The organism is Salinimonas chungwhensis DSM 16280 (assembly GCF_000378185.1).
GTDB lineage: Bacteria > Pseudomonadota > Gammaproteobacteria > Enterobacterales > Alteromonadaceae > Alteromonas > Alteromonas chungwhensis.
Window position 1 is genome coordinate 841,517 of the sequence record NZ_KB899376.1, and the last position, 26,716, is coordinate 868,232.

Here is a 26,716-nt window from a genome sequence, read left to right on the forward strand (position 1 = left end):
AAGCACGAGTCGAGCCATAAATTTTATTTTGTGAAAGACTTCACTAGACGACTATTGTTTCACACATGATAAAGACACATTTTAATTTTTGATTAGTACACGAGGCGCAACTCCATGTGCTTTCAGGTAGTTGGCTGGCAGATTACGGAGATTTCCACGTGCACTGGCTACTGTTTACATCGCTGGCTATTTACAGCGCAACATTATTTCAGGAAGCTGCCGAATGCCTCTCGGCTTTTGCAGACGCTATGTAGTTTTTCAGCGACGCACACGCTTTATCTCTGGAAATAAAGTGAGCCAGCGCAAGGAGTTTATAATCTCTGGGCCAGACTGCCTTATTCAGGATTTCAATATCAGTTTTAGCAAGCTTGTCAGCAATCAGGCTTAATTCAATTGCTTTCTTATTAGGTTTGATTGTCGTCGGTACGACATCTTTTACTATCGCGGGACGAATACAAAAGAACTCTCGCTTATACGGGTCTCTCACCACATGCAAATGTTCGTTGACCGCCAGAATAGCTGGCCATCCTTCCGAAATGCGGCTTTGAGCAAACATAGCCAGCGTAAACGCCCCTAATGTTGCCAGCGTGATTAAGGTGAATGAGGTACTTAAATCTGGCGCAAAAATAACTAACAGACTAATAATGACTACAAACGCAATCCATGCAAAGAATACTCGTCGCATCGCTTTTGGACTTATGCCTGAAAATATTTGCGCCTGTCTAATGTCAGATTTTGTTAACGTGACAATAGTCACTTCAGGTGATGAGCTCACTACTACCGTTCCTTTTTACCATTACTACTAACATATACCCGACAGCTGAAATGCACAACTGATCATTCAGTGTAGCGGCTCTTTACAGCCAATTTTTATTTCTATCTGATTGTAATTCAGATGCTTATACAAAACCGCGTTATCGAAAGATCAGCCTCCGTGCGGCTTGATGTTGATGTAACGTTAAGCAGAATTTTGAAGAAGATAGTGTACAGCCTGGTTCGACTATTGTAATTCCAGTTCCGCATCCTCATTGTCTTTATTCACTCATTAAACGAGACATTCTATGACAACGTTATCCATTGATATCATTTCCGACATTGCCTGCCCGTGGTGCGCCATTGGTTATGCCAGGCTGAGTGAAGCATTACAAAGTACTGATCTCACAGCGGATATATCCTGGCGGGCGTTCGAGCTCAATCCCGATTCTCAGGCCACTAGAGAGCCGATTGCCGATGCGTTAGCGAAAAAATATCAAATGGATGCGTCGCAAGTTGAACAAACCCAACAACAGATGATAGATGCCGCGAATGAGTTGGGGCTTAATTTCGAAAAGATGGCGTCACGTTATACCTGTAACACGTTTGATGCCCACCGGCTGGTTAAATGGGCAGCGCAATTCGATAAGCAGACAGAATTGAAACTTGCTTTATTTGAGGCGTATCTGGGTCGCGCCGAATCGGTAGATGAACAAGCAGTATTACTTGCTTGTGTCGGGGAAGTCGGATTGGATCGTGATAAAGCACAACATGTGCTTGAATCTGACGAGTATAAACAGGCCGTTCAGGATGAAGAAAAAGTGTGGCAGCAGGCGGGGATTACTTCCGTTCCGTCTTTTGTTATTAATCAAAAGTACCTGATTTCAGGCGCACAGGAGCCATCAGCGATGGCTGATGCACTGACCGAAATTGCGCAAAAAGACGTGTGAGGTATGGCTTAATCACTGGTCCGCTGGTTTTTGCTTTACGTACTACAACACACAGATCTGATTTGGAGAATTTATGACAACTTATACCGCTATTCACCTAAAACAACGTCCTGAAGACGGTAAAATTGGCGAGTACCTTTTCGAGGTGAAAGAAAAAGATATTCCTGAACCCGGTGATAACCAGATATTAATAAAGCAAACTTATATGTCACTTGATCCGGCCATGTTTGGTTGGATGACAGATGATAGAGAAAGTTATATTGCTCCTGTTGAACTGGGCGATGTCATGCGCTCAAGTGGTGTAGGTACGGTCGTTACATCCCATCACCCTGACTTTGCAGAAGGTGACAGAGTAATGGGTATGATGGGCTGGCAAGAGTACGCCATTAGTGATGGAAAGGGAATGAATAAGGTACAGGAAGGCATTGATGAAGAAACTGCATTATGTGTGTTTGGCCTGCCAGGTTTGACGGCAACTCAGGGTTTACTGAATATTGGTGAACCGAAATCAGGTGAAACACTGATCGTAACCGGCGCGGCCGGCTCAGTAGGTTCTATTGTAGGTCAAATAGCTAAAGCTGAAGGGTTACGCGTCATCGGCGTGGTTGGCAGCGATGAGAAGGCTTCCTGGATCACTGATGAGCTCGGTTTTGATGGTGCTATTAACTACAACACTGACGACCTGGAAGCGCGTCTTGAAGCACTGACACCTGATCGTATTGATGTATTCTTTGAAAATACCGGCGGCCCTATTCAGCGCCACATAGTTAACAGAATGAATGAACATGCCCGGGTAGTGGTATGTGGCATGATCGCTGATTATCAGGCGGAGGAGCCTACGCCGGGTCCTAACTGGCTTCCGCTGATTAAAAAGAGAATAAAGATTCAGGGCTTCGCCATGCCTGATCACCTAGACGAGAGCCCGGCGCTTATTAAGCAACTTACCCCTTACGTACAACAAGGACAGATCAAGTATCGTTCGCACATCATAGAAGGGTTAACCAGCGCGATGGAAGGTCTCAACCTGTTGTTCGAAGGGGAGAACAAAGGCAAGCTAATGGTTAAACTTTAACATTTCTCTGGCTTAACCTTCGCCTCTGTGACACAGGTAATATGGTAATGCCCTTTTGCCTGTGATTTTACCCGGTACAAAGCTTGATCAGCCTGATGAATTAACTCGCGCAGGTTGGACGTGCCGCAATTATGACAATAAGCAACCCCAACCGAACATGTCATATATCCTGGTGATACTGTAGGCAAATGTGTCAGCGAACGTTGCTGCCATTGTTCCGCGAGTTCCTGGCACTTTTGTTCAGTATCAGTCTCAGTCATACCGCTGCTAGCCACCATAAACTCCTCACCACCGTAGCGCCCAATGACGTCGGTATCGCGGTGAAAGACCTGTTGCAATATGTCTGCCTGAATAGCAATGGCCTCATCGCCTTTCTGATGACCAAAAGCATCGTTGTATTTTTTAAAATCATCTAAGTCCAGCAGCAGCACGGCAAATGCCTGGCCTTCTTGTGCCGATGATGACAGTAGTGTTTCACTGGCGTCCATGAGTGCCCGGCGATTATAGATGCCAGTAAGGGAATCTAATGTACTTAAGCGTTTAAGTTGACGATTGACCTTATTCAGTCTGCGCAGCGAATTGTCCAGTCGATATTTTGCATACACGCAAATGAACAGGCCGCCCGCTACAAAGGCAGCTGAAATAGGCCCGCGCTCGCCATAAATATTGCTTGTGGATAGCAGTGCCAGGAACCCTGCCATGATAAGCGAACAACTAATAAGAGTAAGTAATGAAGGTATCCTTAATGCAAATACACAGTAGAAGGTATACAGAATAGTTCCCTCATAAGGAAAGGCGAACTGATAGCTACGCCAACAATGATAGATGAGCGCAAAATTTGTGAACGTGAGCCAGAGCAACAGTGCTGAGAACACGAGTTTGAGATATTTTTCAAACCGATCCTGAAAAGCGACCACGACAGTGAGCGCTACCGCAGGAAATTGAAAAAGTAGCCGGTTCTCCAAATACAGACCATACAGCGACCGGGGCAACAGCGACATATCAGCAACCATGAAAACAGCAATGATCACCGGACCTACTACCACCGCCATGCGCAGACGCTGCATTTCCACCTTTTGGGTACTAATCATCCCCCGCCGCACCAACCCTTAACACTTGGTAATATAGTAAGCGTAGACACTTTTAACGCGTATGAGTAAAAAGTGAAAAAAATAAAAACGTTATAAGTTGTCGTTTGTTTTTTTATAACTTATAAAACGTAGCGTACACTGAGCGTCAAACCTTCTGAACCCGGATTATTTTCGCCTAGTCCCCCATTAGAGATGTGACCAAGTTCAACCTCCGCAGACCAATTTCGGGTTAGCTGATACTGTGCGCCTAATGCAGTATAAAACTCAACATTATCACCAAGCTCCTCTGGTGAATCGACTAAACCCGCATGAAACGCCACTGACAAAGAAAACTTGCCCTGGCGGTATAAGCCCTTATGAGCACCAATCGCAAAGTAATGTTGACCTTCATCAGCCCAGATAATTAAGGCGCTGGGCTGGATATTATAAAATGAACTCAGTGGTCGATAGATAAACGCACCGTGCACCGCATTTCTGTCTGCTTCGTCCATTAGATTCCAAATTGCACCACCGAGCTTAACTTCACCAACGTGTTGTGGCTGGGATGCCTGGGCATGGCCGGATAAAAAAAGAAAGGGAAAGATAATAAGGTGGCGAAGAAAAAAATTCATAAAGACGTCCTGCAGTATAAAGCGCTCTTTTACGCGAGAATACTTACTACCGGATGAATTTTTTCTTATAACTTTTTTATTTTCTTTATAATTGTCAGCAGGTTACCAAATGGTAACCTGCTTGTTACAGAGGGTTAGCGAAGTCCTTCAAGGTGTCTTTCTGGGCTTCAGTAACTTCCCGATATTGGCAGGCAATCAGGCATATTCGCTACCAGACGGCTATCGGTCAAGCAAGATGCGAAGCATCCGGCGTAAGGGTTCCGCGGCACCCCATAACAACTGATCTCCCACCGTAAATGCCGAAATATATTGCTCTCCCATATTGAGCTTACGAATCCGGCCTATGGGAATAGAGAGGGTGCCGGTAACTTTCGCCGGCGTCAGTTCTTGCATGGTGGCTTCTTTCTCATTGGGAATCACCCGAACCCACTCATTATGCGCCTCCAATATGCGCTCTATTTCGCTAATCGGTAAGTTCTTTTTAAGCTTAATCGTCAGCGCCTGGCTGTGTGAGCGCATTGCCCCCACTCGAACACAGATCCCATCAATAGGTATAGGCGTGGCGCTGATACCCAGAATTTTATTTGCCTCTGATTGCGCCTTAAATTCCTCTCGACTTTGCCCGGACTCAAGCTGACTGTCGATGTAAGGAATCAGACTACCAGCCAGCGGCACGCCAAACGCATCGATCGGGTAGTTATCACTTTGCAGACAGGCCGTTACCTCGCGATCGATGTCCAATATCGCTGCAGCCGGGTCTTCCAGCTTATCGTTGACCCGTTGGTGGATTGCGCCCATTTGTTGAATAAGTTCACGCATATGTTGCGCGCCCGACCCTGACGCTGCCTGGTACGTCATAGGCGACACCCATTCAATCAAATCCTGCTCAAAAAGCCCGCCTAATGCCAATAACATCAGTGACACCGTACAGTTTCCACCGACAAATGTTTTCACGCCGCGGGCAATACCAGCATTAATTTCATTTTTGTTGACCGGGTCCAGTACAATAACAGCACTGTCATCCATCCTAAGCGTGGAAGCTGCATCAATCCAGAAGCCATCCCAGCCAGAATCCCGCAGTCGGGTGTAAATATCTTTTGTATATTCACCACCCTGGCAGGTAATAATTATATCTTGTGAAGCCAGCGCCTGCAGATCATAGGCATCTTTCAACACACCCGAAGCTTTTCCGCCTGCGGTTGGTCTCTGTTGACCAGCCTGAGAGGTTGAAAAGAAGGTAGGCGTTATATGTGAAAAATCACTTTCATGCTCCATTCGCTGCAAGAGTACTGAGCCCACCATGCCCCGCCAGCCTATCAGCCCTACTTTCTTTTCACTCATTACTTCGCTCCTATTGGCAGCCGACGCTGCACCACCTGCTTATTAAAAAGCTAGTCTAGTAAGAATACATTGCAGGCACCATCATAACAGTTATTCAAATTTGCTATTGGCTATACCCGCTCAGCAGCTATTTGCTTAAGCCACTGCGCCACTTATTCATGCAGAAGTAATCGTTCTGCGACTCAATCTCGTTCTAATAGCAGGACGTGGAGCCCACAGCGTGTATGCATATAAATAATAACAAGGAGCAATACATTGACCGACTATATTCTTGCCATTGACCAGGGCACAACCAGTTCCCGAACACTGATTTTTGATCCCCGGGGAAAGATTCAGGCCATGGCCCAGCAGGAGTTCAGTCAGTCCTACCCGAAAGATGGTTGGGTCGAACATGATCCCGAGCAAATTTGGCAAAGTGTGGTAGACACGATGCAAGAGGCAGTGGATAAGGCTGGCATTCCAGTTAAAAACATCCGCAGTATTGGTATTACTAATCAGCGGGAAACCACTATCATTTGGGATAAAAACACCGGAAAACCCGTTTACCCGGCTATAGTCTGGCAAGACCGACGGACTTCCGAATATTGCCGACAACAGACCCGTGATCAGGCGTTAGTAGATTATATCAGCCAGACCACAGGCCTTTTACTTGATCCGTACTTTTCAGCCACCAAAATCAAATGGATTCTGGATAATGTTGATGGAGCCCGGGCGCGGGCTGATGCGGGAGATTTGTTATTTGGCACGGTTGACACCTTTTTAATCTGGCGCTTAACTGAAGGAAAGTCACATCTTACCGATGCCACAAACGCGTCGCGAACGATGCTGTTTGATATTCATCGGCAGCAATGGGACCAACATCTGCTCAAAACCTTCGATATTCCAGCACATATGCTGCCTGAGGTAACTGACTGTGCAGCAGACTTTGGGGTGATTAAAAATAGTATTCTGAATCAGGAGATTCCTGTTCAGGGTGTCGCCGGAGATCAGCAAGCAGCGCTGATCGGCCAGGCTTGCTTCGAAAAAGGCATGGCAAAAAGCACTTATGGTACAGGCTGCTTTATGATTTTAAACACCGGTGCCAAACCAATGCTATCTAAAAATCGATTGCTGACGACAGTTGGCTATCGTTTGAATAACCAGGTGACATACGCTCTTGAGGGCAGTATTTTCATGGCCGGCGCAACCGTTCAATGGCTTCGCGATGGGTTGAAGTTTATAAACGATGCCGCTGAATCAGAGGCGCTGGCTGAAAAATCAAGCAAAGATAATGGTGTCTTTCTGGTTCCGGCGTTTACCGGATTAGGCGCACCTTACTGGGATCCAGACGCCCGCGGCGCCATCCTCGGACTGACCCGGGACACCGGTATCAGCGAGATTGTAGCGGCCGGGCTGCAATCAGTTTGCTACCAAACTAAAGATTTACAAAAAGCCATGGAAAGCGACGGTGCTCGGCCGGTGGCGCTGCGTGTGGACGGTGGCATGGCGGATAATGACTGGGTGATGCATTTTTTGGCAGATATTCTGGGGGCAGAAGTACAACGTCCCTATATAACTGAAACTACTGCTGTTGGGGCTGCTTTTTTGGCGGGGCTTCAGGCTGGGATCTACAGCGACCTGCATCAGTTATCCGAGTGCTGGCAATGTGAGCAGGTGTTTGTCCCGCGCTTATCAAAAGATGAGCGAGACGGTGCGTACCGACGCTGGCAAGAAGCAGTGGCACGCATACGTTGCAATTAACTCAACCTCAAAGCCCGTGCTTTTCGGTCCATAATCGAAGCGGCTCCAGAACTTCGAACGTGCTATAGCCAAACTCAGTGAGCTCATACGACACCGCGATTGGCCGCTCGGCCAGTACGGTGCGCTTAACTAAATTCTGCTTTTCCAGTTCTTTAAGACGCTGGTCTACCATTTTGCGACTGGCACCGCTAAGCCGCCGACACAATTCGTTAAACCTTACCGGTCCGTCTTTTAAATAGTAGATAACGGAACCTGTCCATTTTCCCCCGATAATTCTCATACCGCGTTCGACCGAACACGGCTCAGCGCTAACCGAGGCTATTGACTTGGCTTTCTTCTGCTCAGGCGTAATATTTTTATCCACGAACCTCTCCGACGGCACGATGAAAAAGTGCTAGTACTACAAACGGATAGTGATAATAGCTTATTTCTTCGTTTCAAAAAATGAAACTTTCGTCGATATGCCGGATGATTTGAAAAAGCGCACACCTTGTAGCACTTACAATAGTCTCTGGACTGTGCTCTGGAGGCAATATATCTATAAAGCAGCAGATAAAAAAATGCCGGGGTTGAGCCCGGCATTTGGTTAGATTATAGCAAACACATTAAAAGCTAAGATTATACTGTGCGCTTAAAATATGTGCATTAGCAGACTGACGGCCAGTGATTGTAGAGGTGACGCCAAGCGCCTGTAGACGGTCGCTGCTCTTATCGACATCAGCCTCGCGTCCATTCAGATAGGCATAACCAAAGTCAACGGTGCTGCTATCATCGATAGCATAGCTGACACCACCGGTGATCCAGTGACGGTCTGTATCAGGAATACTCAGTGAACGATTTTCCGTGGTCACGGCGCCATCATCGTAGGCATAACCGGCACGTAACGTCCAGACGTCGTCTACCTTATAGGTTACCCCTAACGAACCGCGCCAGGTATCATCGAAGTTTTCCTGCTTAAGCAACAGATCAGTACCATCATCCAGATTAGCCTCAAGCTTCTCAAAGGTACTCCAATCAGTTAGCACGACGCTTGCCTGAACTGACCATTGCTCGGTCAGACGCTGATTAACAGCCAGCTCGGTAATCGCGGCGAGATTAAGATCTAGCTGCCCACCCTGATTCAGGTCAGGGCGCAGTGCAGAGCTTACTTCACCCTGTAGCTCTAGTTTGGTCTCAGCACGATAAGACAATCCGACATCTGTTGTGGACGTGGGTTGCCAGAATACGCCGACGTTCCAGCCAAAGCCCCAGTCATCACCCTCCAGGCCGACAATTGTCGCGTTGCCAGGCACCATACCACCACTGATTGTCTCAATAGCCTTAGGTGTGGAGGTTGAAATCTCAGCTTCAGCATAAGTGGTGCTGATACCCAGTCCCAGGCTCAGCGTATCGGTCACTTTATATGCCAGTGTCGGGTTTAACGTAACTGACTTGACCTCTGCATCATCGGCAAAGTGTAATGCATTGTAATCATCGCTATAATCTGTGCGCAGGCCATAAGAGGTAAATGCGCCTATACCGAACGACAGCTTATCGTTGATAGGACGAATGTAATAAGCAGCGGGAATAATCGCGGTATCGGCAATGTTTTGCTCACTACCATCCATAGCCGGTAAATCAACCGTGCCTGCCGGAGAGGCTACCTGGGTATTAATTTCGCCGGAAATATCAACGTTAGGATCAATGTAGCTTACCGCCACACTAATCTGTTGTGTATCAAACTGGGTAATTGCTGCCGCGTTTGTGGTCAGAATTGTTGCATTTTCAGGTGTTGCAGCCTGACCGGCGAAGGCTCTGCCTAAGCCGTTGGCGCTATGTTCATTGACCTGAAAACCGGCTGCTATTGCCGTTGAAGAAATACAGGAAACTGCCAAACCTACTGAAAGAAAAAGTTTTGAATGTTTGTGCATGAAGCTCTCTTTTCATTTGTCCAAAGTAAGCCTGCTTAATCAGCGCATAAAATCTGTCTGACATGCACTGTAAGCCGGATATGACGGAAAGCTTACGTAGAAGTCTGGTGGGCTGCAATATCCGTTGGTCGCAATTGACGGTTATTTGAGCGAACAATTTGATAATTTTTTATTTAACCGCAGTTAACATACATTTGCACAACATTTTTAACATTTTAATAGCATTTTCGCGAAATTTTCTTTTTCAATTCCGTAGCGTTTGACTAGCACTATGCTGACAAATAATGATCGGGATCAAAGAATAGTGAATTCTTTGCGCATCGATCTACGGATGACTTGCCCGAATAATTGAAAGCAACTACCGTTATGTTTTAACCTTTATGCAGTATGGTTATGGCTGGCTCGTTTTATCGCTTTATTGAAAGCACATTTTTTTATTCGCTGACCCGCAAGCTTGTGGGCAATCTGGCTTTCCTCCTTCTGGTCCACCTCGTCGGCTTTGCTATCATCTATAACATTGCGTCCCAGCCCGACACCGACATTACACAAATCAGAACCACCGTTATCCTCGCCGGCTTTGTCAGTATTGTCACTTGTACTTTTACCCTGTGTTATCTGCACATTCTTATTGTAAGGCCAGTCAGGGCGTTATTGGGCACGCTAAATAGTATTAATCGGCAACAAGGTCAGTTGCACAGTCACCTCCCCGCTTTCACCTATGATGAGTTTCGCGACTTATCCGGGGCTTACAACCTTTTCGTCGATCAGCTCTGTGCGCTATTAAAAGAGGTTGATAAGGCGGCCGAGGATACTGAAAAAACCAATCATCAAATGCGAACCCAGATGACCGACTCTGCAAAGTACACGTCAAAACAGAAAACACTGGGGCATGAGGTAGCAAGTTCTTTTGATGAAGCGCGCAACAGTATCAGCGTTATTGCCGAGGCCAGCCACACCCTGGCTGAAAATAATCGACAATGTCTAAGTCAGACAGATGCTACTCAGCAGACAATTTCAGCCGCCGCAGCGCAGTTGCACAGTATTAACGATGTACTGGCTGCGTTTGCTGAAACTGTCAGCGGACTGCAGGGCAATGCCAATAATGTCCGGGCAATTCTGACCACGGTTGAAAGCTTCGCAGATCAAACTAATTTGCTGGCCCTTAACGCAGCAATTGAGGCCGCCCGCGCTGGTAATGCCGGACGCGGGTTTGCGGTGGTAGCCGACGAAGTCAGGCATTTGTCAGTCAAGGTGGCTCAGGCCACCAGTGAGATCAGCCGGTTTTTAACCGATATGGAAAACCTGGTGACTACGACCAGTAAAGAATCACAGGATTTGCAGGAGCAATCACAGCTTATGCACACCAACCTGGTAGCTGCGCAGGACGCGTTTGATCATATGGTGGGTGACTTTACAGTCAATCACCAGCAGGTAGGTGCAATATCCACCCAAATCGATGCTCTGCTATCGCGGTTTGAGACCAGTAAACAAAGTGTTCGCCAGATCACCGCTACCGGTGACACACTAAATAGTGAAATGCATGCGCTTACTGAAAGGGCCTGCAAAGCCAGCGAGCGTGCGCAACAAACCCGTATGCAGCTGGCTCGCTTCAGTCAGGCGGGCGCGTCCGGTACGTAGCGAAAATGTGGGGCCAGCTCGCTGGTACCAATACCACTTTTACGCATAACTTTAATTTGCGTGGGAATACGCTCTTTCATCGCTTCAATATGACTGATTACTCCGATCATTTTGCCTGATGCGTTAAGATTATCTAATGCATCTAATGCAATATCCAGGGTCTGTGTATCGAGGGTACCAAATCCTTCATCCAGAAAGAGTGAGTCAATACTGGTTTTGTGACTAACCAAATCCGACAATGCCAGCGCCAGACTAAGACTGACCAGAAAACTCTCACCACCTGACAGCGTTCTGGTATCCCGGCGTTCATCTCCCTGCCAGGTATCTAACACTGATAATGCCAATCCTTCAGTGTCATGGCGGGTTAATTGATAACGACCATGCAAACGGCTCAGTTGGCGGTTAGCAAGGTGAACCAGATTATCCAGCGTTAGGCCCTGGGCAAATTTGCGAAACTTATCGCCACTGGCGGAGCCAATCAGCCCGTGTAAATAGCTTAAATCATCAAATTGTTGCTGTTGCTGCTCAATATCACGAAGAAGCGTCTGGTGTCGCTCACGCTGCGCCTGATCAGAAGCCAGTTGCTGCCCTATTTGTCCTTTTTGCTGTACCAAATACTCTTTTTCCCGCTGCACATTTTCAAGTTCGCCGTGCACTGCTTCATAGCTTATGCGCTGGAAATCCTGAGCTTGAGGATGAGCCAGCACATCTTTTACATTTTGAGTAGCCTGTTCAAGCAATGTATTGGCCTTTGCCAGTGCTTCATCCTGTTGAGTTTGCATCTGACTTAACCGCTGCTGCTCATCCTCTCCAAGTAAGGCATCTAAAAACTGCTGTGCTTCGTCAAACGGGCTGGCCGCGAGATTTTGCTGCCATTCTGTATACGCTGCATCATACGCGCGTCTGAGCGACTCCTCGCGCCTGGAAAGTAAATTACGCGTAGTTTCAAGTTCTGTGGTACGCCGGCTTGTCGCTTGTTGCGTTGTTAAGCACTGCTTGTAAGCTGTCTCCGCCTTCTCTCGCTGCGCTCGCCAGTAGGCACGTCTTTTTGCAACAACATTATCTGCAAACAACGCGTGTCGGTTATCGCAGGCCACTGCATGGTCCTGTTCTTTGTGGCCTAACTGAGATTGCGCATCCTGCAGTTGCTCCGCCAAATCATGGCATCGTCCGGTTGCATTTTTCTGCTCATGCTCGCTGTCACTTAATACCCTGTTTAACTCTGACAACCTGGCTTGCGCTTGCTCGTACTTAGTTAGTTGATGTTGCTGCGCGGCCAGCCAGTCACTGAGCGCGTCTTCAGCCACATCAAATCCAGTTTCCTTTATCTGGCGCATGAGCGCCGCGGTCGTATCACTTTGTTCTGTGATTAAATGAGTTATTGATTTACTGAGATCATCAAGTGATCTCTGCAGATGTTCATGTTTTTCTTCGTTAAACAACCTCTGGTTTGCGGCAGACTGCCACTGGCTGTGTGATTTTTCAGCATCTCTTAGCGCCTGATTACATTGCGTATCCAGTGCAGCACGCGCATGCAAAAGCCCATTGCAGTGGGTGATTTTTTCATTTTGTTCTTGTTCTATAGCTGCCAACACGTGCTCTTGATTTTCGTCATCTGATTTTTTTGCCACACCGAGTGTTTGCAGGGCCTTTTGCCAGCGGCTCTGAGCCTGAATACGATCATCGGCGAGTTGTTGATACTGACGCTGACTTTGCTGTTGTTCAAGGCGTGCTGAATCAATACGTTCGCGAACCTCCCTGCCCTGCTCTTCAAGTTCAGCAAGCGACTTTTCAGCAGCAGTTTTTCGCGCTACCGTTTCTGGCATATCCACCTGCGGCAACTCTGAATGTGTTGTTGAACCGCACAACGGACATGCATCGCCGGACTCAAGCTGTTGGCGATACTGAACCAATAATTGTTCCTGACTAACCAGCGCAGTGAGATCATCCACCAATTGCTTTTGTTCCCGGTACCTGGCTCTAAGCTGTTCGCGTTGTTCAATCAGACTCTGCAGTGCTTGCTGGTTCTGGGCCTCGCTTTGCTCTGCCTGTTGCTGCTGTGACAACAGTTGCGTAGACAATGCCGCCGCAGCCCTGGCCTCTTCAATCAGCGGCCACTGCTGGTTTAGCTGGTCCAGTCGTGCCAGGATGTCAGCGTGCTCACCGTGCTCTTTTTTATGCACGTAAAGCGCTTGCCTGGCGCTTTGTGCTGCAGCCTGAGTTTGATCGTGAGCGACCTTCAGACTGGCTTCCGATTGCTGTAGTTGCGCCATATTCTGGCCAAGTGACGCCTGCTCCTGCTGCACGTTTTCGCGTTTTTTTTGTAACTGGCTGATCTCTTTGTAGCGTTCATCAAGTTGCTTTAGCTGAACCTGCCAGCCAGCGAGTTTTTTACTCACCTCAGCCATTGAAGCGTGCTCGCTGACATAATCATTTAACTGCTTGTGTTCCTTTGCCTGCTCAGCAATTTTTACCTTCAGTGCCGCTGCCTTCTCCTGAAAGTCAGCAAGTTTTTGCTCGAGCGAGGAAATAACCTGTCTCTTTTCCGCTATATTTGCTTCCAGCGATGCGATTTTTTCATCCAGCGGCAGAATCTGCGTAGTAATAAGTGTTTCTTCTTCTTCCGACTGCCGGTTTATTTCCTGGCGGTGCTGCTCTGCCTGTGCAAGCTCTTCAGAATGCTGGTCGAGGGACGTGGTGGCAGCAGTAAACTCTGTTTTTTTGTTTGCTAGCTCCGTCGCATTGTGTTGGCGCTCTTGCTCAATATTTTTCCATGCCTGCCAGATGCTGCGTAATTTTTCGGCCGGAACATTTTGTTGCAGACGGTCACGTTCAGATTTATAACGGGCGATTTGCTCATTAGCGGAATGAAGGTCTTGCTGCGCTTTAACCACTTGTTGCTGAGCACTGTCGTGCTGTTGCCACCAACGTTTGTGCAGTTCATAAAAATTAGCTGACGCATCTAGCTCGGCCAGACGACGTTGAATATCAGTAAGCGTGTTATCCAACGCCTGTTGTTGTTCAGGGGCTAATAAGTCAACGCTATCGGCCCGGGCACTGAGCTCACGTAGCGTGTTTTTTGCTTCACTGTGCTGTTCGTGCACGGCCCGGGAGATACGGGCGTAAATTTCGGTGCCGGTGAGCTCTTCGAGCAACTCTGCCCGTTCAGCCTCGTTGGCATTTAAAAAGGCAGCAAAATCCCCCTGGGACAACATCATTGATTTGGTAAAGCGCCCAAAATTGAGACCGGTCAGTTGCTCTGTAGCCTCGATTTTTTGCCGAACCTGCGTCGCCAGAATTTTACCACTGCTGACCTCTGCCAATTCGACATCAGCCTGCTGCAGATTACCGTCAGGTTTTCCTCTCGCCCTGCGCATGCTCCAGAATGCACGGTAGGCTTTATTCTTTACCTCAAATTCCACTTCGGCCAGACACTCCGCGCAACCGCGCGTCATTATCTGGTTTGATGACACGGAGATTTGTCCCAGCCGGGGCGTTTGGTGATACAAAGCCAGGCAAATCGCATCCAGTAGCGTGGTTTTACCGGCACCGGTCTGGCCGGTAATCGCAAACAGCCCGTTAGCAGTAAAGTCTGGATGCGTAAAATCAATTTTCCACTCGCCTTTTAAAGAATTAAGGTTTTTAAGCCGCAGGGATAAGATTTTCATTGTGCGTCATCCTGTGGGTGCCTGATGGCTTCACAGATGACATCAAACTGCTGCTCCAGCCGTTGTTTACGCAACTGTCCGGCGGCAGTGTCGTCAAACTCTTCTAATGCCAGTCTGCGGGCAAATACCTGTTTTGGGCTCAGCTCGCTAAGGGTCTCTGTGGTCTGGGTGCGTAGTGTATCGGCCTGGCGGTTGCGGGCTCGGCGCAGCTGCAGCACTTCAACATTCAGTCCGTCTGTCATGGTTGCAATGCGCTGCTGCAAGTCGCTCAGATAACCCTGCGTAGTAACTTCAAGACTCAGCCACACGGTTTGTTCGGTCTGCTCATAACTGGCCAGCTCACTGGCCAGCTCTTCCAGTGAGCCACTGTGGCAGGCCATAGGCTGAAATATCGGAACGTCAATCGGATTGATATGGGCGGCGGCGTCCCCGGCAAATTCAACCAGTATTATCTGTTTTCGATGTTTAAGTTCATCGAAACTCAGTGGTATGGGCGAGCCGCTGTAACGGATTGATTCTGATTTTGCGACTTTTTGCGGCCGGTGAATATGACCCAGAGCAATATAATCAGCAGGCGGGAAACCCTCTGCGGCAAAACCTTCCAGAGTACCGATATAAATGTCTCTAACACTGTCTGACTGGCTTACCCCCAGAGCAGTCAAATGTCCGGTGGCAATGATGGGTAACGGCTTACCCAGATGTTGGCGAATTTCAAGCGCATGTTGATAAACCGTGTCATAGTGCGCAGCAATCGCCTCGCCCAGTGCCCGACGTTTATCTGTGCCGGTATCACCAGCCTGACTCTGCAAAACATCTCTTGGCCGGATAAAAGGTACAGCACAAATAATGGCCCCGGGCTCTGATCGGCGGTTGTTTATGGTAAGCACCTGTTCCTGTAAGCTGATGCCGGTGCTGGCAATAACATGAGTATTAAGGCAGGACAAAAGCTGTCGTGACTCGTTGAGCACCGATACCGCATCATGATTTCCGCCCAGTACCACAAGCTCACACCCGGCGTGCTGCAAATCCACCACAAACTGATTATATAACTGGCGAGCATAACTGGGTGGTGTACCGGTATCAAAAATATCCCCGGCGACAATAATTAAATCAACCTGCTCTTGCTCAGCCACGCTTAGCAGCCACTGCAAAAATGCCTCATGTTCATCTTTGCGTGTTTTGGTAAAGAATGTCTGTCCCAGATGCCAGTCAGACGTATGCAGAATTTTCAAACAACCACTCCTTAAGATAGTCAGACGGGTGACCTGGAACGCAGCCAGGGGCACAAGAATGTAGCTGATTTTCAGCCAAAATTTAAGTGTTGCCTACAGCATAAGTCAGTTCTGGGTGATACCGCTGTCTGTTCACGTCTACGACCAGGGTCGCATTGTGGGGTCGCAGGCAGGGCCATAGACTGGCCACACTTAATTAATCAGAGGTCGATATGTCACAGGAAAGTTTGGCCAGCTATGCCAGCCAGCGTAAACCAAGATCTGCATTTGCTTCTCGTAATGAATATTTGGAGCACGAGCTGCAGGTAATGTCTCCCAAACGCTGGCGTCCAAACCTGCCCCTTAGAGATTACCGCTTTGAATGGGAAGACCTGGTACCCGGTATGGCCGCTACTATTGGCAAGATTGTAATGGTGGCAGCGATTGTCGGAGCCTTTGCCGCGCCGCTTGGGCTTACGCCTGATTTTGTCATAGAAAATGTTCGGTTCGAGTTAATTATCGCAGCGGTATTGTTTGTCATTCTTATTTCAGGCTGTTTAAACCCCTCAGCGAATCTGGCGGGTACTCACGGCCCGCTTATTCCCCTGGTCCCTGTCATCGTCGCCTCGGGCGGGCACCCTATGGCCCTGGGATTGTTGATCGGCCTATTTGGTTTTTTGCTCGGCATTACCAAAGGCGGCAGTTTACTTGCCCGACTAACCAGCAACGGTGTGTGTGGCGGTTTGCTTCTTTACCTGGGTTTCATCGGTATTATTGGCCAGGTTGAAAAGCTGTTTACCTGGGCGGAAAGTTTCGAAATGGGATACCTGGCATTTGTCGTACTGGTTGCCACTATCGTTATGTATGCCTGGCTGGAACATATTCAAAAACGCTGGCTGGCTATACCGCTTGGAGCAGGCATGGCCGCAACAATAGCGCTGTTAATGGGGGCGCCTTTTGAATTTACCACTCAGCCGGGAATTCCTAATATGAACCCGGCCTATTGGTGGGGAGAGAGCACTGGCTGGCAGTTAGGATGGCCAGAATGGTCGCATTTTGTGGCGGTATTGCCTTTTGCTGTGCTGGCCGTAGCAATGTGGTCGCCGGACTTTCTTGGCCACCAGGTTTTTCAGAAAATCAGCTACCCGTCAAACACCGATCGTGTGCGCATGAATATTGACGACACCATGATGGCAGCATCCAGCCGCCAGGCTGTTGGCAGCCTTCTTGGTGGCGGAAATATAGCGTCTTCGTGGGGAACCTATATTATCCCGGCATCTATCGCACGCCGCCCAATTCCAGCCGGCGCAGTAGTGACAGGGGTTCTTTGCATTATCGCGGCTATCTGGGGCTATCCTATGGACTTAGCCGTCTGGCCGCCGGTACTCAGTGTGGCATTACTGGTTGGTGTATTTCTGCCACTGATGGAGGCTGGCATGCAAATGACCCGTGAAGGAAAAACGACGCAGTCCGCAGCATTGGTGGTCATTTCTTCAGCACTGGTAAACCCGGTGTTCGGCTGGTCGTTTGCGATGTTGCTGGACAACGCTGGTCTTGTAGGTTGTAAAGACAGAGCAGAAGAGCTGGGCAAAGGTGGGCGCTGGATAATTCCAGGCATTGCGTTTCTGGTGTTATGTGCTGTGATGGCGATCATCGGCATGTTTCCAGGCGTTCCTGCTCTGGTTGCTACATTCCGTTAGGCTATCAGTAGCCAGCGTATTACCTGGTTGCGATGACAGGTAATACGCTGGCTGCTAAACCCACAAAGCAAATGTCGACTAATACTTTTTTGTTGTTCAAAAATTTTACAGTTGAGTGATTTTAGTTATCTGCTCATTTTCCAACCTACCGAAAAGTATTACTTTTATTTAATGGTTCACTTTATGCTTAGTGCTTACTCGCTGTAAGACGTACCTCAACATTATACAATGGAGTTAACGCATGAAAGTAATCAATAAAAAAGTAGTATGTGCAGCGGTGGCGCTAATACTATCGGGGGCAACACAGGCTGAGATGATGTGGAGCGGCACCGGGAATTTCGGCACAACTACAGCTAATGGTGACATTAGCGCCTCACCGGAGGGCGGAGAGTTTGGGTATGTATCCACCAATGGCGGTGTCGATCAGACGGGCCTGGGATTAGGGGGGGAAACCGACGGCTCTACCATGATGTCCGGAGCATTTGATGTTGAAGCGGGTGATGAACTGAGCTTTTTCTTCAACTATATCACCTCTGACGGGGCCGGTTTCGCCGATTATGCGTGGGCACAATTGCTTACCGATACAGGCGATTTAGTGGCGACACTCTTTACTGCACGTTCTACGCCCGAGGGCAATACAGTGCCAGGCTTTGAGCTGCCTGAACCTACAGCTACCCTTAATCCGACTGAAGTTACCATTATAGACAATGCTACTATGTTTTCTGAACTGGGGGGCAATAGTGGCAGCTGCTTCGATGATGGATGTGGCAATACAGGGTGGGTAGAATCGTTTTACACCATTGGCGAAGCAGGTAGCTATATCTTGTCACTGGGCGTAACTAACTGGGATGACCAGAGTTTTGACTCGGCGCTTTTGTTCGATAATATTGAAATCAATGATGAAGAGATTAATCCGCCGAATGTCTCCGTTCCGGCACCTGCTTCAGCGCTACTGTTAACAGGCGCGCTGTTTGGTCTTGTTGCAAGACGCAGAACCAGACAGTTATCCTGATTAAGGTGAGGATTTTCAGATACGGTTATTTTACGGGCACACTGGGTTAATCCGGTATGCCCGTAAATGACTGTTATTTTTGATCTTTACCCTGATCCTTCCGCAAGGCTTTAATTAAAGCAAAGCAGGCCAGTACAAGGACAAGTGACATCACTGCTCCCATGGATATGGATGCATTTTGTATCGCACTGAGCCCTCCTACAAATAACAATGTTGCGGCGACAGCGCCTTCAGACACAGCCCAGAATACGCGCTGAGGTTTGGCTGGATTTGGATGACCACCCGAAGTAACCATGTCATCGACAAAAGACCCCGAATCAGACGACGTGATGAAAAACACCATTATTGCAAGCGTTGCCCAAATTAGCGTTATACTGGCTAAAGGGAGGTCTTGTAATAATGCGTGCAAAGAAAAACCTACGTCATTGTCAACAACCTGCGCAATCTCAGAACCGTTCATCTGCGCGTGTAACGCGGTACCGCCAAAAGTTGAAAACCAGAAAAAAGTGAAGACGCTCGGCAGTAGTAATACATAGAATACAAACTCACCTATGGTTCGCCCCTTAGATATTCGGGCGATAAAAATTCCGACAAAAGGCGACCACGATATCCACCATCCCCAATAGTAATAGGTCCAGGTAGCCTGCCAGTCGCTATCTTCGGAAAATGAATCAAATAAACTCATTTGTGGGAGATATTGAAAATACTCTACTAAACTAGTGGAGAAGACCTGCAAAATAAACCACGTCGGCCCAACAACAAAAACAAATAATAATAAAACAAGTGTAAGAATGAGATTAAACTGGCTAAGTCGTCTTATCCCCTGCTTTAGGCCTACCACAACTGAAATTGTGGCGATTAACGTAATAATACCAATCAAGCTAATCTGAGTCATTTTATCAGTAGGTAAATCCGAAAAACTGCTCATCCCGGAATTAACCTGCATTGCGCCCAGTCCAAGCGATGTCGATACACCTAACAGTGTTCCAACGACACACAGGATATCGATAGCATGCCCTGCGCCACCTTCCATAATCTTACGGCCGAACAGTGGATACAAAATAGCGCGTGGAGCAAGGGGTAATTTATGCCGGAAATGAAAGTAAGATAAGGCTACCCCAAGAATAATGTAAATTGCCCAGGGATGAAGTCCCCAATGAAAAAAGCTGTAACGCATTGCTTCTCCCATGGCCTCCTGGGTTTCTGCCTGAGCAAAAGGCGGAGAAGTATAATGGGTGATAGGCTCAGCGACACCCCAAAAAACAATACCTACCCCCATACCTGCACTAAATAACATGCATAGCCAGGAGAAAGTTGAATAATCAGGTTTTGAATCCGGGGGGCCAAGCTTAACGTTTCGATACGGCCCTAAACCCAGCCATATGGTAAAAAGTAAAAAACCTGAAGTAATGACCATGTAGTAACTGCCCAGATTGGTACTTACCCACTTCTGTGCGGTTTCGAAAACGTCAGCAGACGTGTCTGTAAAAAAACCGCCAAAAATACAAAAAACCACGACAACAAAAGCCGATCCGAAAAATACAGCCGGTTCCATCCGGGCTGTTATTTTCTCCCAGAAATTACTTAATGTTTTTTCCATTTCTTTTCCAATAATTCATCATGTTTATATGATAAACACACTTCAACAGCAAAATACAGCAAGCTTAATTTTACGAGCTCTTTGACATTTCAAATATACGCTAAATTAAACGTATACGCTGACGTCAGGGCAGCAATCGGCCCGCCATGCATTAAGACTCGTTATCAACTCCTTTACAAGACATCAAATAAACAGACGGAAATTCTCCGTCGAAACAGAAGTTAACAACGCTGTATACAAAAATAAGACTGCATCTATTGTTACTAATAACTATTTGCTGTTACTTTTTTCAGATAGAAAAAATTATTTTCCTATTATGATTTTTACTATATTTCTACGCATAAATTTTACATCTTATAACGAAAAGCATAGGAATAAGTCTTCATCTTCTTTATTGATTCAAAAAATTGGAATATTTTCTAATTTTTTACAGAATAAAATCGTAATAAATAGGCAGACCAGTGTTGCTTATAAAATATCGAGAAACCGTACCGTGAAATAATTGAGTATTGGTATTAGATCAAATTTTTAAGGGTGAATTTAGATCGCAAGCGCACTATTGTTATTTGGTGAAAATAAGAACACAGGCGATGGAGACAATCTGGAATCGTTAAAACGCTTCAACCAGCCGATGAAAGAGCAATGATGAAAGCTAGCAACCAATTGATAGGGTTTCAGTTAGCAACGGATCAAAAAGTGAATTGAGCAGCACCACTGTTTAAGTGGTTGCAAGATTGCTGTAGCAACGTTTTGGAATAGTCACAACCTGACTTTCACACGAAATAAGATGAGAAGCTAAATCCGATGTAACTCCACCAGACAACAGGACCTTTAGATGCATATTGGCAAGTGTTGATGTTGAGAAATAGCTTAATTCTGGATAAGGATTGCTACAGGGGTACGAAAAAATACTTACCAGGGCAGTATTTGAATACTGTTAGCAATTTTAAGAATGGACAATAGAATTTGCCAGATAAGGCTTTGGGTGTCACTTCGAAGAAGAGAAGTTGGTCGGTGTGAGAGGATTTGAACCTCCGACCCCTGACACCCCATGACAGTGCGCTACCAAGCTGCGCCACACACCGACCGAAAGAGCGGACAAGTTTACTCATTTTTTTATTAAATGCAACGTGAAACCTATAAAAATAGCCTGACTGTTAACTGTTTGCCTGAATAATCATCAGATAGGTTCTCAAAAATACTCTCAGAAAACTTTGATGGTCAATTCTCGCTCTGCCCTGGCCTTTCATTATATTTATTACGGTACATTTTAACTCGTTGTAACCCGCCACATTACTATCGCCCCAGATCAGCTACGCATAGAGTCAAAACACGTCTAAGGTTCAGTTATATTCCGGAAGATCTTTAGTAAACTGATAAAGCGTTGCACAGGGCCGCGCATAACAACAAAGGATTACAATTATGCAAAATTTAAGTGTACAGGATATTAAATATGTGTCGGGCGGATGCGCCGAATATTGCTGGGGCGATATGAGTTGGGGTGGTTTTGCAGGCAGCGTCGTCGGTGGTGCAATTGGCGGTATGAGCGGAGGGCCTTTTGGCGCTTCACTGGGTGCTATTGGCGGTGGAGCAAGTTATTTCTTCACTAAAGCGTGGGAATAAACCATTCTACCGGGCACAGTGCGTGCCCTTCTCATTAAAGGACCGTCAAATGCCCATTTTCAAAACACTTATTTTTGTGAGCTTGTTCTTTGTATGCGTTGGACTTGGCGGGTCACTCATTTATGCAGTAAATCTGTTTTTACCTGCGATAAGCGGCTGGCCCTTATTTTTCTGCTATTGCACAATCGGCGCTATAGTTGGCGCGGGAATTGTCCACCTGTGTATTAAACCCGCGCAGGCCATCACAACATCAAAGTCTACATAGCCGGCTGTTTTAAATACAGCACTAGTTGCCAGAATCAGAGCTGATACGGCTGGCATCAGCCCCCGCCTGCCCTTTATATTTTGCATCTAGCCGCGCGTTATAGGGTTTCTCGGCTGGCTGTGATAACAGCTCAAAGCTCAGTGCGCCTATTTTCATTAAGGGCCGCAAGGCCAGGGGGAGTTTCCCACTGTTGAAAAACTCCAGCACGATATTGCCCGACCAGCCTGGATCAATACGGTGCGCGGTAACATGTACCATTAATCCAAGGCGGGCCAGTGATGAGCGACCATCCAGCCAGCCGACAATATTGTCAGGCAGAGTGACAGACTCATGCGTAATCGCCAGTGCTAATTCTCCCGGATGAAGAAAAAAAGCTTTACCTTCAGGCAGCGCTATTTCATCACTCATCACAGAGTTAAGCGCTTCCTCTACCTGTGCTTTTGGACCACTTAAATCAATATAGGGAGCCTGGTGATCTTCAAAAACCCGAAACTTATTGCCCAGTCTGATATCAACCGTTACCCCGCTGATTTGGTCATAATCAGGTGCCGGCGAAATAGCGATTTTTCCTTCCTGAAGATAAGTAAAAATATCGCGGTCACACAATCGCATAAAATAAACTCTGAACGTCGGTAATACCGCTATTATGCGTGCTCTGCCTCACCGCGACAAGGACTTGGGGCAGCTTCTTTACCGCTCTGGGTATTAACCTGTAGCTGACATTCTATTGTTTCCAGTTTTCTTATTACCGTATGTAACAGCACACTAAGCAACGCGACTGCCCCAAACGCCAGGTAAACAACAAACATCATGAAATTGCCGGAAAGGTGATAGATAAACACCACGGTCAGAATGAAAAGTATATAAACAAATTTAAAGACGGCTGTATTTTGCATAGGTACCTATCCTTGTAAATTGATGAACGCCTGACGGTCAGACGTCCAACAGGGTCGTTATCTATGAAAGCGCATAGTGACCAACCGCTAGCATGGCGCCACCAACTGCCAATCCAAACACGGCAGTGGCGGGACCGCCAGCAAAGCCCTGACCGATAACAGCCAGTCCTCCGGAATCCCAATCTAATCTGCCGCCACTAATCTCGTTTAATTCTTCTATATCTAAAGGTTTCATAAATGTCCCTTTATAGTGATACCGCGCATCAGTTCGCGATATCACTATAATAGGAAAAAGCGACAAATGTTCGCTGGCCATTAGAATAGTTTTCATCTGTACAACGGCTATTCTGGCCTGAATGCGATGGGATCACCTTTAAGGTGTTTGCTATCGGACTCATCCGGTACGTGTAAGGCAAGACTCATAGAGGTAGCCCGTGCAATATCACCGTAAATCCTGGCCAGTTCACTATCAGGCTGAGTGACCACCAGCGGAGTGCCGGCATCTGCATGTTCCCGAATCTGTGTATTTAACGGTAATGCACCCAGGAGGGGTAAGTCATACTTTTCAGCCAGCATCTCCCCACCATATTCGGAGAAAATAGCGTCTTTATGGCCGCATTTAACACACTGGTAATAGCTCATGTTCTCAATTAACCCCAGTACAGGCACATCAACTTTATTAAACATCGCAATGCCTTTTTGAGCATCGGCTAGCGCGAGATCCTGAGGGGTTGTGACGATAACTGCGGCGGTGAGCGGCACCTGCTGGGCCATGGTTAACTGAATATCACCTGTACCGGGAGGAAGATCGACAATCAAATAATCCAGCACCGGCCACAATGTCTCCTCCAGTATTTGTTTTAACGCCCGACTAGCCATGGGACCGCGCCAAATTGCTGCATCTTCAGCAGATACCAGATAACCGATGGAATTGGCCACTAGCCCCCAGGCCTCTGGGGGTTGCATATGTTTATTGTCAGCGCTGGATGGACGCTCCTGCTCATTACCAAGCATAATTGGAATCGATGGGCCGTAAATATCCGCATCGAGTATCCCTACCCGGGCGCCTTCCTGTTTAAGTGCATAGGCCATATTAACCGCGGTAGTGGATTTACCCACTCCCCCTTTGCCAGAGGCCACCGCAATAATATTTTTAATATTTTTGACCGGTGTGTGCGCCGTCTTTTTGCTGCTTATTTGCTGGGAAATTTGTATGTTGTCAACCGTCAGATTTACCTGCTCCGCCTGGCCAGCTAAATACTGTTTTAGCGCATCGTGTTGCGAAGCGCAGCTAAAGGGCAAAGTTATGTTTACGGCTGTAGCATCAGCCTCCACCCAGGGCTTAATCTCATCGAGGTCAAGGGAATAATAGGCGGCCAACTGTTTGCAAAAAAAATCCTGATATTTGTTCGCTTTACGCCGAAAAAACATGAAGCTCCCCTAATGTTTACTGAACAGCAATTACGTAATGCAAAAACAGCGTTTTTCAGCTAGTATTTGCACCCATTTTGAGTAACGGTTAACAACAGTAACAGTCATTATGTCACAGACCCAATCGTCTTCATCATCAGATCCGGCGGCGCAGCGCCGTATACTAGTCACCAGTGCACTGCCTTACGCCAATGGCTCCATTCACCTGGGCCATTTACTGGAACACATTCAGACCGATATCTGGACCCGCTTCCAACGTCTTCGCGGCCACGAAATTTATAGCGTGTGTGCTGACGATGCTCACGGGACCCCCGTAATGTTAAAAGCCCAGGAGCTGGGTATTACACCTGAAGAGATGGTGGAAAAGACCCGGGCAGAGCATCACCAGGACTTACAAGACTTTTATGTTGAATACGACAACTATTATGTGACTCATTCGCCTGAAAACAAGGCTATCTGTGAAGAGATTTATAACCGTCTGGACGCAGCGGGCTACATCAGTAAGCGGGTGATCAATCAGTTGTACGATCCGCAGAAAGAAATGTTTCTACCCGACCGGTTTGTAAAAGGTACCTGCCCCAGTTGTGATGCAGAAGACCAAAACGGTGACAGCTGTGATGTCTGTGGCGCTACCTACAGCCCTACAGAAGTCAAAAACCCGCGCAGTGTGGTTTCCGGAGCAACACCGGTACTTCGCGAATCTGAGCATTTCTTTTTTGATTTGCCCCGGTTTGAAGGAATGCTTAAAAGCTGGATACGTTCTGGTGCCTTGCAAGAGGAGATGGCAAACAAACTTCAGGAATGGTTTGAGGAAGGATTGCAGCAGTGGGACATCAGCCGTGACGCGCCCTACTTTGGCTTTGAAATTCCCGGTACCACGAATAAATTTTTCTATGTATGGGTAGATGCGCCGGTAGGCTACATGGCCAGCTTTAAAAATTATTGTGACAAGCACGGTATAGATTTTGACAGCTTCTGGAACGAAAACACCGATACAGAGCTCTATCACTTTATCGGCAAAGATATCACGTATTTTCATTGTCTGTTCTGGCCAGCCATGCTGGAAGGGGCCGGTTATCGCAAACCTACTGGCGTCAATATTCACGGGTTTGTGACCGTAAATGGCGCCAAGATGTCGAAATCCCGCGGTACCTTTATAAAAGGGCGTACATTTCTGGAGCACCTCAACCCCGAATACCTGCGCTATTACTTTGCCGCTAAACTGGGCGACGGCGTGGCAGATATCGATCTCAACTTCACTGATTTTGCCCAGAAAGTGAATTCCGATTTAGTTGGCAAAGTGGTTAATATTGCCAGTCGCTGCGCTGGCTTTATTACCAAAAAGTTTGACGGAAAATTGTCTGATAATGTGGTTGATGAAGCGCTGCTTCAAGAATTTCATAAGGCGGCCGAGCGCATTGCCAGCTTGTACGAGAGCCGTAAATATCATCAGGCAGTACGTGAAATTATGACACTGGCCGATAAGGCTAATCAGTTTATAGATGCCAATGCGCCCTGGGTAACGATTAAGGAAGAAGGTAAGGAACAGTTTACTCATGAAGTTTGCTCACTGGGTATTAACATGTTCCGAATCCTGGTGACGTATCTGAAGCCTATACTGCCGGTGTTGGCGCAAAAAGCGGAAGATTTTCTGAATGATGACCTACAGTGGCAAAGTAGCCAGGACGTGTTGAAAGGTCATGCCATCAATAAATTTAAACCTATGATGCAGCGGGTAGAAATGGAACACATCGATAAGATGATTGAGGCCTCTAAAGAAAATCTTGAACCTACCGCTCCTAAACAGAAGAAAACTGAAGGCCCGCTGGTCAGCGACCCGGTCAGCGAAACCATCAGCTTTGACGATTTTGCTAAAGTGGATTTACGGGTGGCGAAAATAGCCAATGCTGAGCATGTCGAAGGCGCCGATAAACTGCTTAGATTAGAGCTTGATTTAGGGGGTGAGACCCGCCAGGTGTTTGCCGGTATAAAATCGGCGTATGATCCTGATAGCCTGATTGGTAAGCACACCGTAATGGTCGCTAATCTGGCGCCCCGTAAGATGCGCTTTGGTATGTCAGAGGGCATGGTACTGGCGGCAGGGCCAGGTGGTGAAGAGTTGTATATCATGGAGCCTCACAAGGGCGCCAAACCCGGAATGCGTGTCAAGTAGTCCAATAAACAGTTAAACCATAAGGCAGCCT

21 protein-coding genes and 1 tRNA gene are annotated in these 26,716 nt (G+C 47.3%); 8 read left to right on the forward strand and 14 right to left on the reverse strand.

The features are described 5' to 3' along the window. Positions 1-208 precede the first annotated feature (208 nt). On the reverse strand, positions 209-775 hold the full coding sequence (locus F458_RS0103820; protein WP_018982056.1) for a hypothetical protein: 567 nt from the start codon (positions 773-775) through the stop codon (positions 209-211). Positions 776-1,061: 286 nt separating this feature from the next. Here F458_RS0103820 and F458_RS0103825 point away from each other — a divergent pair, with 286 nt between their 5' ends. Together F458_RS0103825 and F458_RS0103830 are read left to right on the forward strand one after the other, a co-directional pair. Beyond that, positions 1,062-1,703 (forward strand): DsbA family oxidoreductase, encoded by a 642-nt coding sequence (locus F458_RS0103825; protein WP_018982057.1) that lies wholly within the window; start codon positions 1,062-1,064, stop codon positions 1,701-1,703. A gap of 73 nt (positions 1,704-1,776) precedes the next feature. Further along, complete coding sequence (locus tag F458_RS0103830) at positions 1,777-2,775, forward strand: NADP-dependent oxidoreductase (protein WP_018982058.1); 999 nt, start codon at positions 1,777-1,779, stop codon at positions 2,773-2,775. On the opposite strand, the gene F458_RS0103835 is transcribed toward F458_RS0103830, so the two are convergent. The 3 genes from F458_RS0103835 to asd form a co-directional block, all read right to left on the reverse strand. Further along, positions 2,772-3,866, reverse strand: coding sequence for a GGDEF domain-containing protein (locus F458_RS0103835; protein WP_018982059.1), 1,095 nt, complete (start codon positions 3,864-3,866; stop codon positions 2,772-2,774). The two genes, F458_RS0103830 and F458_RS0103835, sit on opposite strands and share 4 nt — an antisense overlap. Positions 3,867-3,985: 119 nt before the next feature. Then, the gene (locus tag F458_RS0103840) at positions 3,986-4,477 is read right to left on the reverse strand and encodes an acyloxyacyl hydrolase (RefSeq protein ID WP_018982060.1); all 492 of its coding nucleotides are present in this window, start codon (positions 4,475-4,477) and stop codon (positions 3,986-3,988) included. 219 nt (positions 4,478-4,696) lie between these two features. Beyond that, on the reverse strand, positions 4,697-5,818 hold the full coding sequence (asd, locus tag F458_RS0103845) for an aspartate-semialdehyde dehydrogenase (RefSeq protein ID WP_018982061.1): 1,122 nt from the start codon (positions 5,816-5,818) through the stop codon (positions 4,697-4,699). Between the two features lie 255 nt (positions 5,819-6,073). On the opposite strand from asd, the gene glpK reads away from it, so the two are divergent. Next, on the forward strand, positions 6,074-7,558 hold the full coding sequence (gene glpK, locus F458_RS0103850) for a glycerol kinase GlpK (RefSeq protein ID WP_018982062.1): 1,485 nt from the start codon (positions 6,074-6,076) through the stop codon (positions 7,556-7,558). Between the two features lie 7 nt (positions 7,559-7,565). Here the strand turns inward: glpK and F458_RS0103855 are convergent, their stop codons facing one another. Both F458_RS0103855 and F458_RS0103860 read right to left on the reverse strand, forming a co-directional pair. After that, positions 7,566-7,922 carry a winged helix-turn-helix transcriptional regulator gene (locus F458_RS0103855; RefSeq protein ID WP_018982063.1) on the reverse strand — a complete coding sequence of 119 codons (357 nt, stop codon included), beginning with the start codon at positions 7,920-7,922 and terminating at the stop codon, positions 7,566-7,568. 241 nt (positions 7,923-8,163) lie between these two features. After that, positions 8,164-9,468 (reverse strand): OmpP1/FadL family transporter, encoded by a 1,305-nt coding sequence (locus F458_RS0103860; RefSeq protein WP_018982064.1) that lies wholly within the window; start codon positions 9,466-9,468, stop codon positions 8,164-8,166. Between the two features lie 393 nt (positions 9,469-9,861). Between F458_RS0103860 and F458_RS0103865 the strand changes: the two genes are divergently transcribed. After that, positions 9,862-11,106, forward strand: coding sequence for a methyl-accepting chemotaxis protein (locus tag F458_RS0103865; protein ID WP_040610099.1), 1,245 nt, complete (start codon positions 9,862-9,864; stop codon positions 11,104-11,106). On the opposite strand, the gene F458_RS0103870 is transcribed toward F458_RS0103865, so the two are convergent. Both F458_RS0103870 and sbcD read right to left on the reverse strand, forming a co-directional pair. Then, positions 11,082-14,774, reverse strand: a complete 3,693-nt coding sequence (locus F458_RS0103870) for an AAA family ATPase (protein WP_018982066.1) — start codon at positions 14,772-14,774, stop codon at positions 11,082-11,084. The genes F458_RS0103865 and F458_RS0103870 overlap by 25 nt on opposite strands. Continuing rightward, complete coding sequence (sbcD, locus tag F458_RS0103875; protein ID WP_018982067.1) at positions 14,771-16,006, reverse strand: exonuclease subunit SbcD; 1,236 nt, start codon at positions 16,004-16,006, stop codon at positions 14,771-14,773. Before sbcD ends, F458_RS0103870 begins: the two co-directional genes overlap by 4 nt. A 212-nt stretch (positions 16,007-16,218) precedes the next feature. Here sbcD and F458_RS0103880 point away from each other — a divergent pair, with 212 nt between their 5' ends. Beyond that, on the forward strand, positions 16,219-17,685 hold the full coding sequence (locus tag F458_RS0103880; protein ID WP_018982068.1) for a DUF3360 family protein: 1,467 nt from the start codon (positions 16,219-16,221) through the stop codon (positions 17,683-17,685). Positions 17,686-17,926: 241 nt separating this feature from the next. Next, positions 17,927-18,697: an NF038132 family protein gene (locus F458_RS19005; RefSeq protein ID WP_018982069.1), complete on the forward strand. Its 771-nt coding sequence runs from the start codon at positions 17,927-17,929 to the stop codon at positions 18,695-18,697. A gap of 73 nt (positions 18,698-18,770) precedes the next feature. Here the strand turns inward: F458_RS19005 and F458_RS0103890 are convergent, their stop codons facing one another. Both F458_RS0103890 and F458_RS0103895 read right to left on the reverse strand, forming a co-directional pair. After that, the gene (locus F458_RS0103890; RefSeq protein WP_018982070.1) at positions 18,771-20,297 is read right to left on the reverse strand and encodes a BCCT family transporter; all 1,527 of its coding nucleotides are present in this window, start codon (positions 20,295-20,297) and stop codon (positions 18,771-18,773) included. Between the two features lie 1,008 nt (positions 20,298-21,305). Then, positions 21,306-21,382: transfer RNA gene (locus F458_RS0103895), tRNA-Pro, on the reverse strand. A 337-nt stretch (positions 21,383-21,719) separates the two neighbouring features. Between F458_RS0103895 and F458_RS19010 the strand changes: the two genes are divergently transcribed. After that, the gene (locus F458_RS19010; protein WP_018982071.1) at positions 21,720-21,920 is read left to right on the forward strand and encodes a Blp family class II bacteriocin; all 201 of its coding nucleotides are present in this window, start codon (positions 21,720-21,722) and stop codon (positions 21,918-21,920) included. 286 nt (positions 21,921-22,206) lie between these two features. Here the strand turns inward: F458_RS19010 and dcd are convergent, their stop codons facing one another. From dcd to apbC, 4 genes are all read right to left on the reverse strand, one after another. After that, positions 22,207-22,797, reverse strand: a complete 591-nt coding sequence (gene dcd, locus F458_RS0103910; protein ID WP_018982073.1) for a dCTP deaminase — start codon at positions 22,795-22,797, stop codon at positions 22,207-22,209. A 32-nt stretch (positions 22,798-22,829) separates the two neighbouring features. Then, positions 22,830-23,081, reverse strand: coding sequence for a hypothetical protein (locus F458_RS0103915; protein WP_018982074.1), 252 nt, complete (start codon positions 23,079-23,081; stop codon positions 22,830-22,832). Positions 23,082-23,142: 61 nt separating this feature from the next. After that, on the reverse strand, positions 23,143-23,316 hold the full coding sequence (locus F458_RS20835; RefSeq protein WP_169334822.1) for a bacteriocin: 174 nt from the start codon (positions 23,314-23,316) through the stop codon (positions 23,143-23,145). Positions 23,317-23,423: 107 nt separating this feature from the next. After that, on the reverse strand, positions 23,424-24,512 hold the full coding sequence (gene apbC / locus F458_RS0103925) for an iron-sulfur cluster carrier protein ApbC (RefSeq protein WP_018982076.1): 1,089 nt from the start codon (positions 24,510-24,512) through the stop codon (positions 23,424-23,426). A gap of 109 nt (positions 24,513-24,621) precedes the next feature. Between apbC and metG the strand changes: the two genes are divergently transcribed. Next, on the forward strand, positions 24,622-26,685 hold the full coding sequence (gene metG / locus F458_RS0103930) for a methionine--tRNA ligase (RefSeq protein ID WP_018982077.1): 2,064 nt from the start codon (positions 24,622-24,624) through the stop codon (positions 26,683-26,685). The last annotated feature ends 31 nt before the right edge of the window (positions 26,686-26,716 follow it).

What these genes read in the sequence shown, in the direction of transcription:
- metG (WP_018982077.1), top strand. Translation starts at nt 24,622, where the DNA reads ATGTCACAGACCCAATCGTCTTCATCATCAGATCCGGCGGCGCAGCGC.
- F458_RS0103835 (WP_018982059.1), bottom strand. Translation starts at nt 3,866, where the DNA reads ATGATTAGTACCCAAAAGGTGGAAATGCAGCGTCTGCGCATGGCGGTG.
- F458_RS20835 (WP_169334822.1), bottom strand. Translation starts at nt 23,316, where the DNA reads ATGAAACCTTTAGATATAGAAGAATTAAACGAGATTAGTGGCGGCAGA.
- F458_RS0103825 (WP_018982057.1), top strand. Translation starts at nt 1,062, where the DNA reads ATGACAACGTTATCCATTGATATCATTTCCGACATTGCCTGCCCGTGG.
- F458_RS0103915 (WP_018982074.1), bottom strand. Translation starts at nt 23,081, where the DNA reads ATGCAAAATACAGCCGTCTTTAAATTTGTTTATATACTTTTCATTCTG.
- F458_RS0103830 (WP_018982058.1), top strand. Translation starts at nt 1,777, where the DNA reads ATGACAACTTATACCGCTATTCACCTAAAACAACGTCCTGAAGACGGT.
- F458_RS0103840 (WP_018982060.1), bottom strand. Translation starts at nt 4,477, where the DNA reads ATGAATTTTTTTCTTCGCCACCTTATTATCTTTCCCTTTCTTTTTTTA.
- apbC (WP_018982076.1), bottom strand. Translation starts at nt 24,512, where the DNA reads ATGTTTTTTCGGCGTAAAGCGAACAAATATCAGGATTTTTTTTGCAAA.
- F458_RS0103890 (WP_018982070.1), bottom strand. Translation starts at nt 20,297, where the DNA reads ATGGAAAAAACATTAAGTAATTTCTGGGAGAAAATAACAGCCCGGATG.
- asd (WP_018982061.1), bottom strand. Translation starts at nt 5,818, where the DNA reads ATGAGTGAAAAGAAAGTAGGGCTGATAGGCTGGCGGGGCATGGTGGGC.
- F458_RS0103860 (WP_018982064.1), bottom strand. Translation starts at nt 9,468, where the DNA reads ATGCACAAACATTCAAAACTTTTTCTTTCAGTAGGTTTGGCAGTTTCC.
- F458_RS0103880 (WP_018982068.1), top strand. Translation starts at nt 16,219, where the DNA reads ATGTCACAGGAAAGTTTGGCCAGCTATGCCAGCCAGCGTAAACCAAGA.
- F458_RS19005 (WP_018982069.1), top strand. Translation starts at nt 17,927, where the DNA reads ATGAAAGTAATCAATAAAAAAGTAGTATGTGCAGCGGTGGCGCTAATA.
- F458_RS19010 (WP_018982071.1), top strand. Translation starts at nt 21,720, where the DNA reads ATGCAAAATTTAAGTGTACAGGATATTAAATATGTGTCGGGCGGATGC.
- dcd (WP_018982073.1), bottom strand. Translation starts at nt 22,797, where the DNA reads ATGCGATTGTGTGACCGCGATATTTTTACTTATCTTCAGGAAGGAAAA.
- F458_RS0103865 (WP_040610099.1), top strand. Translation starts at nt 9,862, where the DNA reads ATGGCTGGCTCGTTTTATCGCTTTATTGAAAGCACATTTTTTTATTCG.
- F458_RS0103870 (WP_018982066.1), bottom strand. Translation starts at nt 14,774, where the DNA reads ATGAAAATCTTATCCCTGCGGCTTAAAAACCTTAATTCTTTAAAAGGC.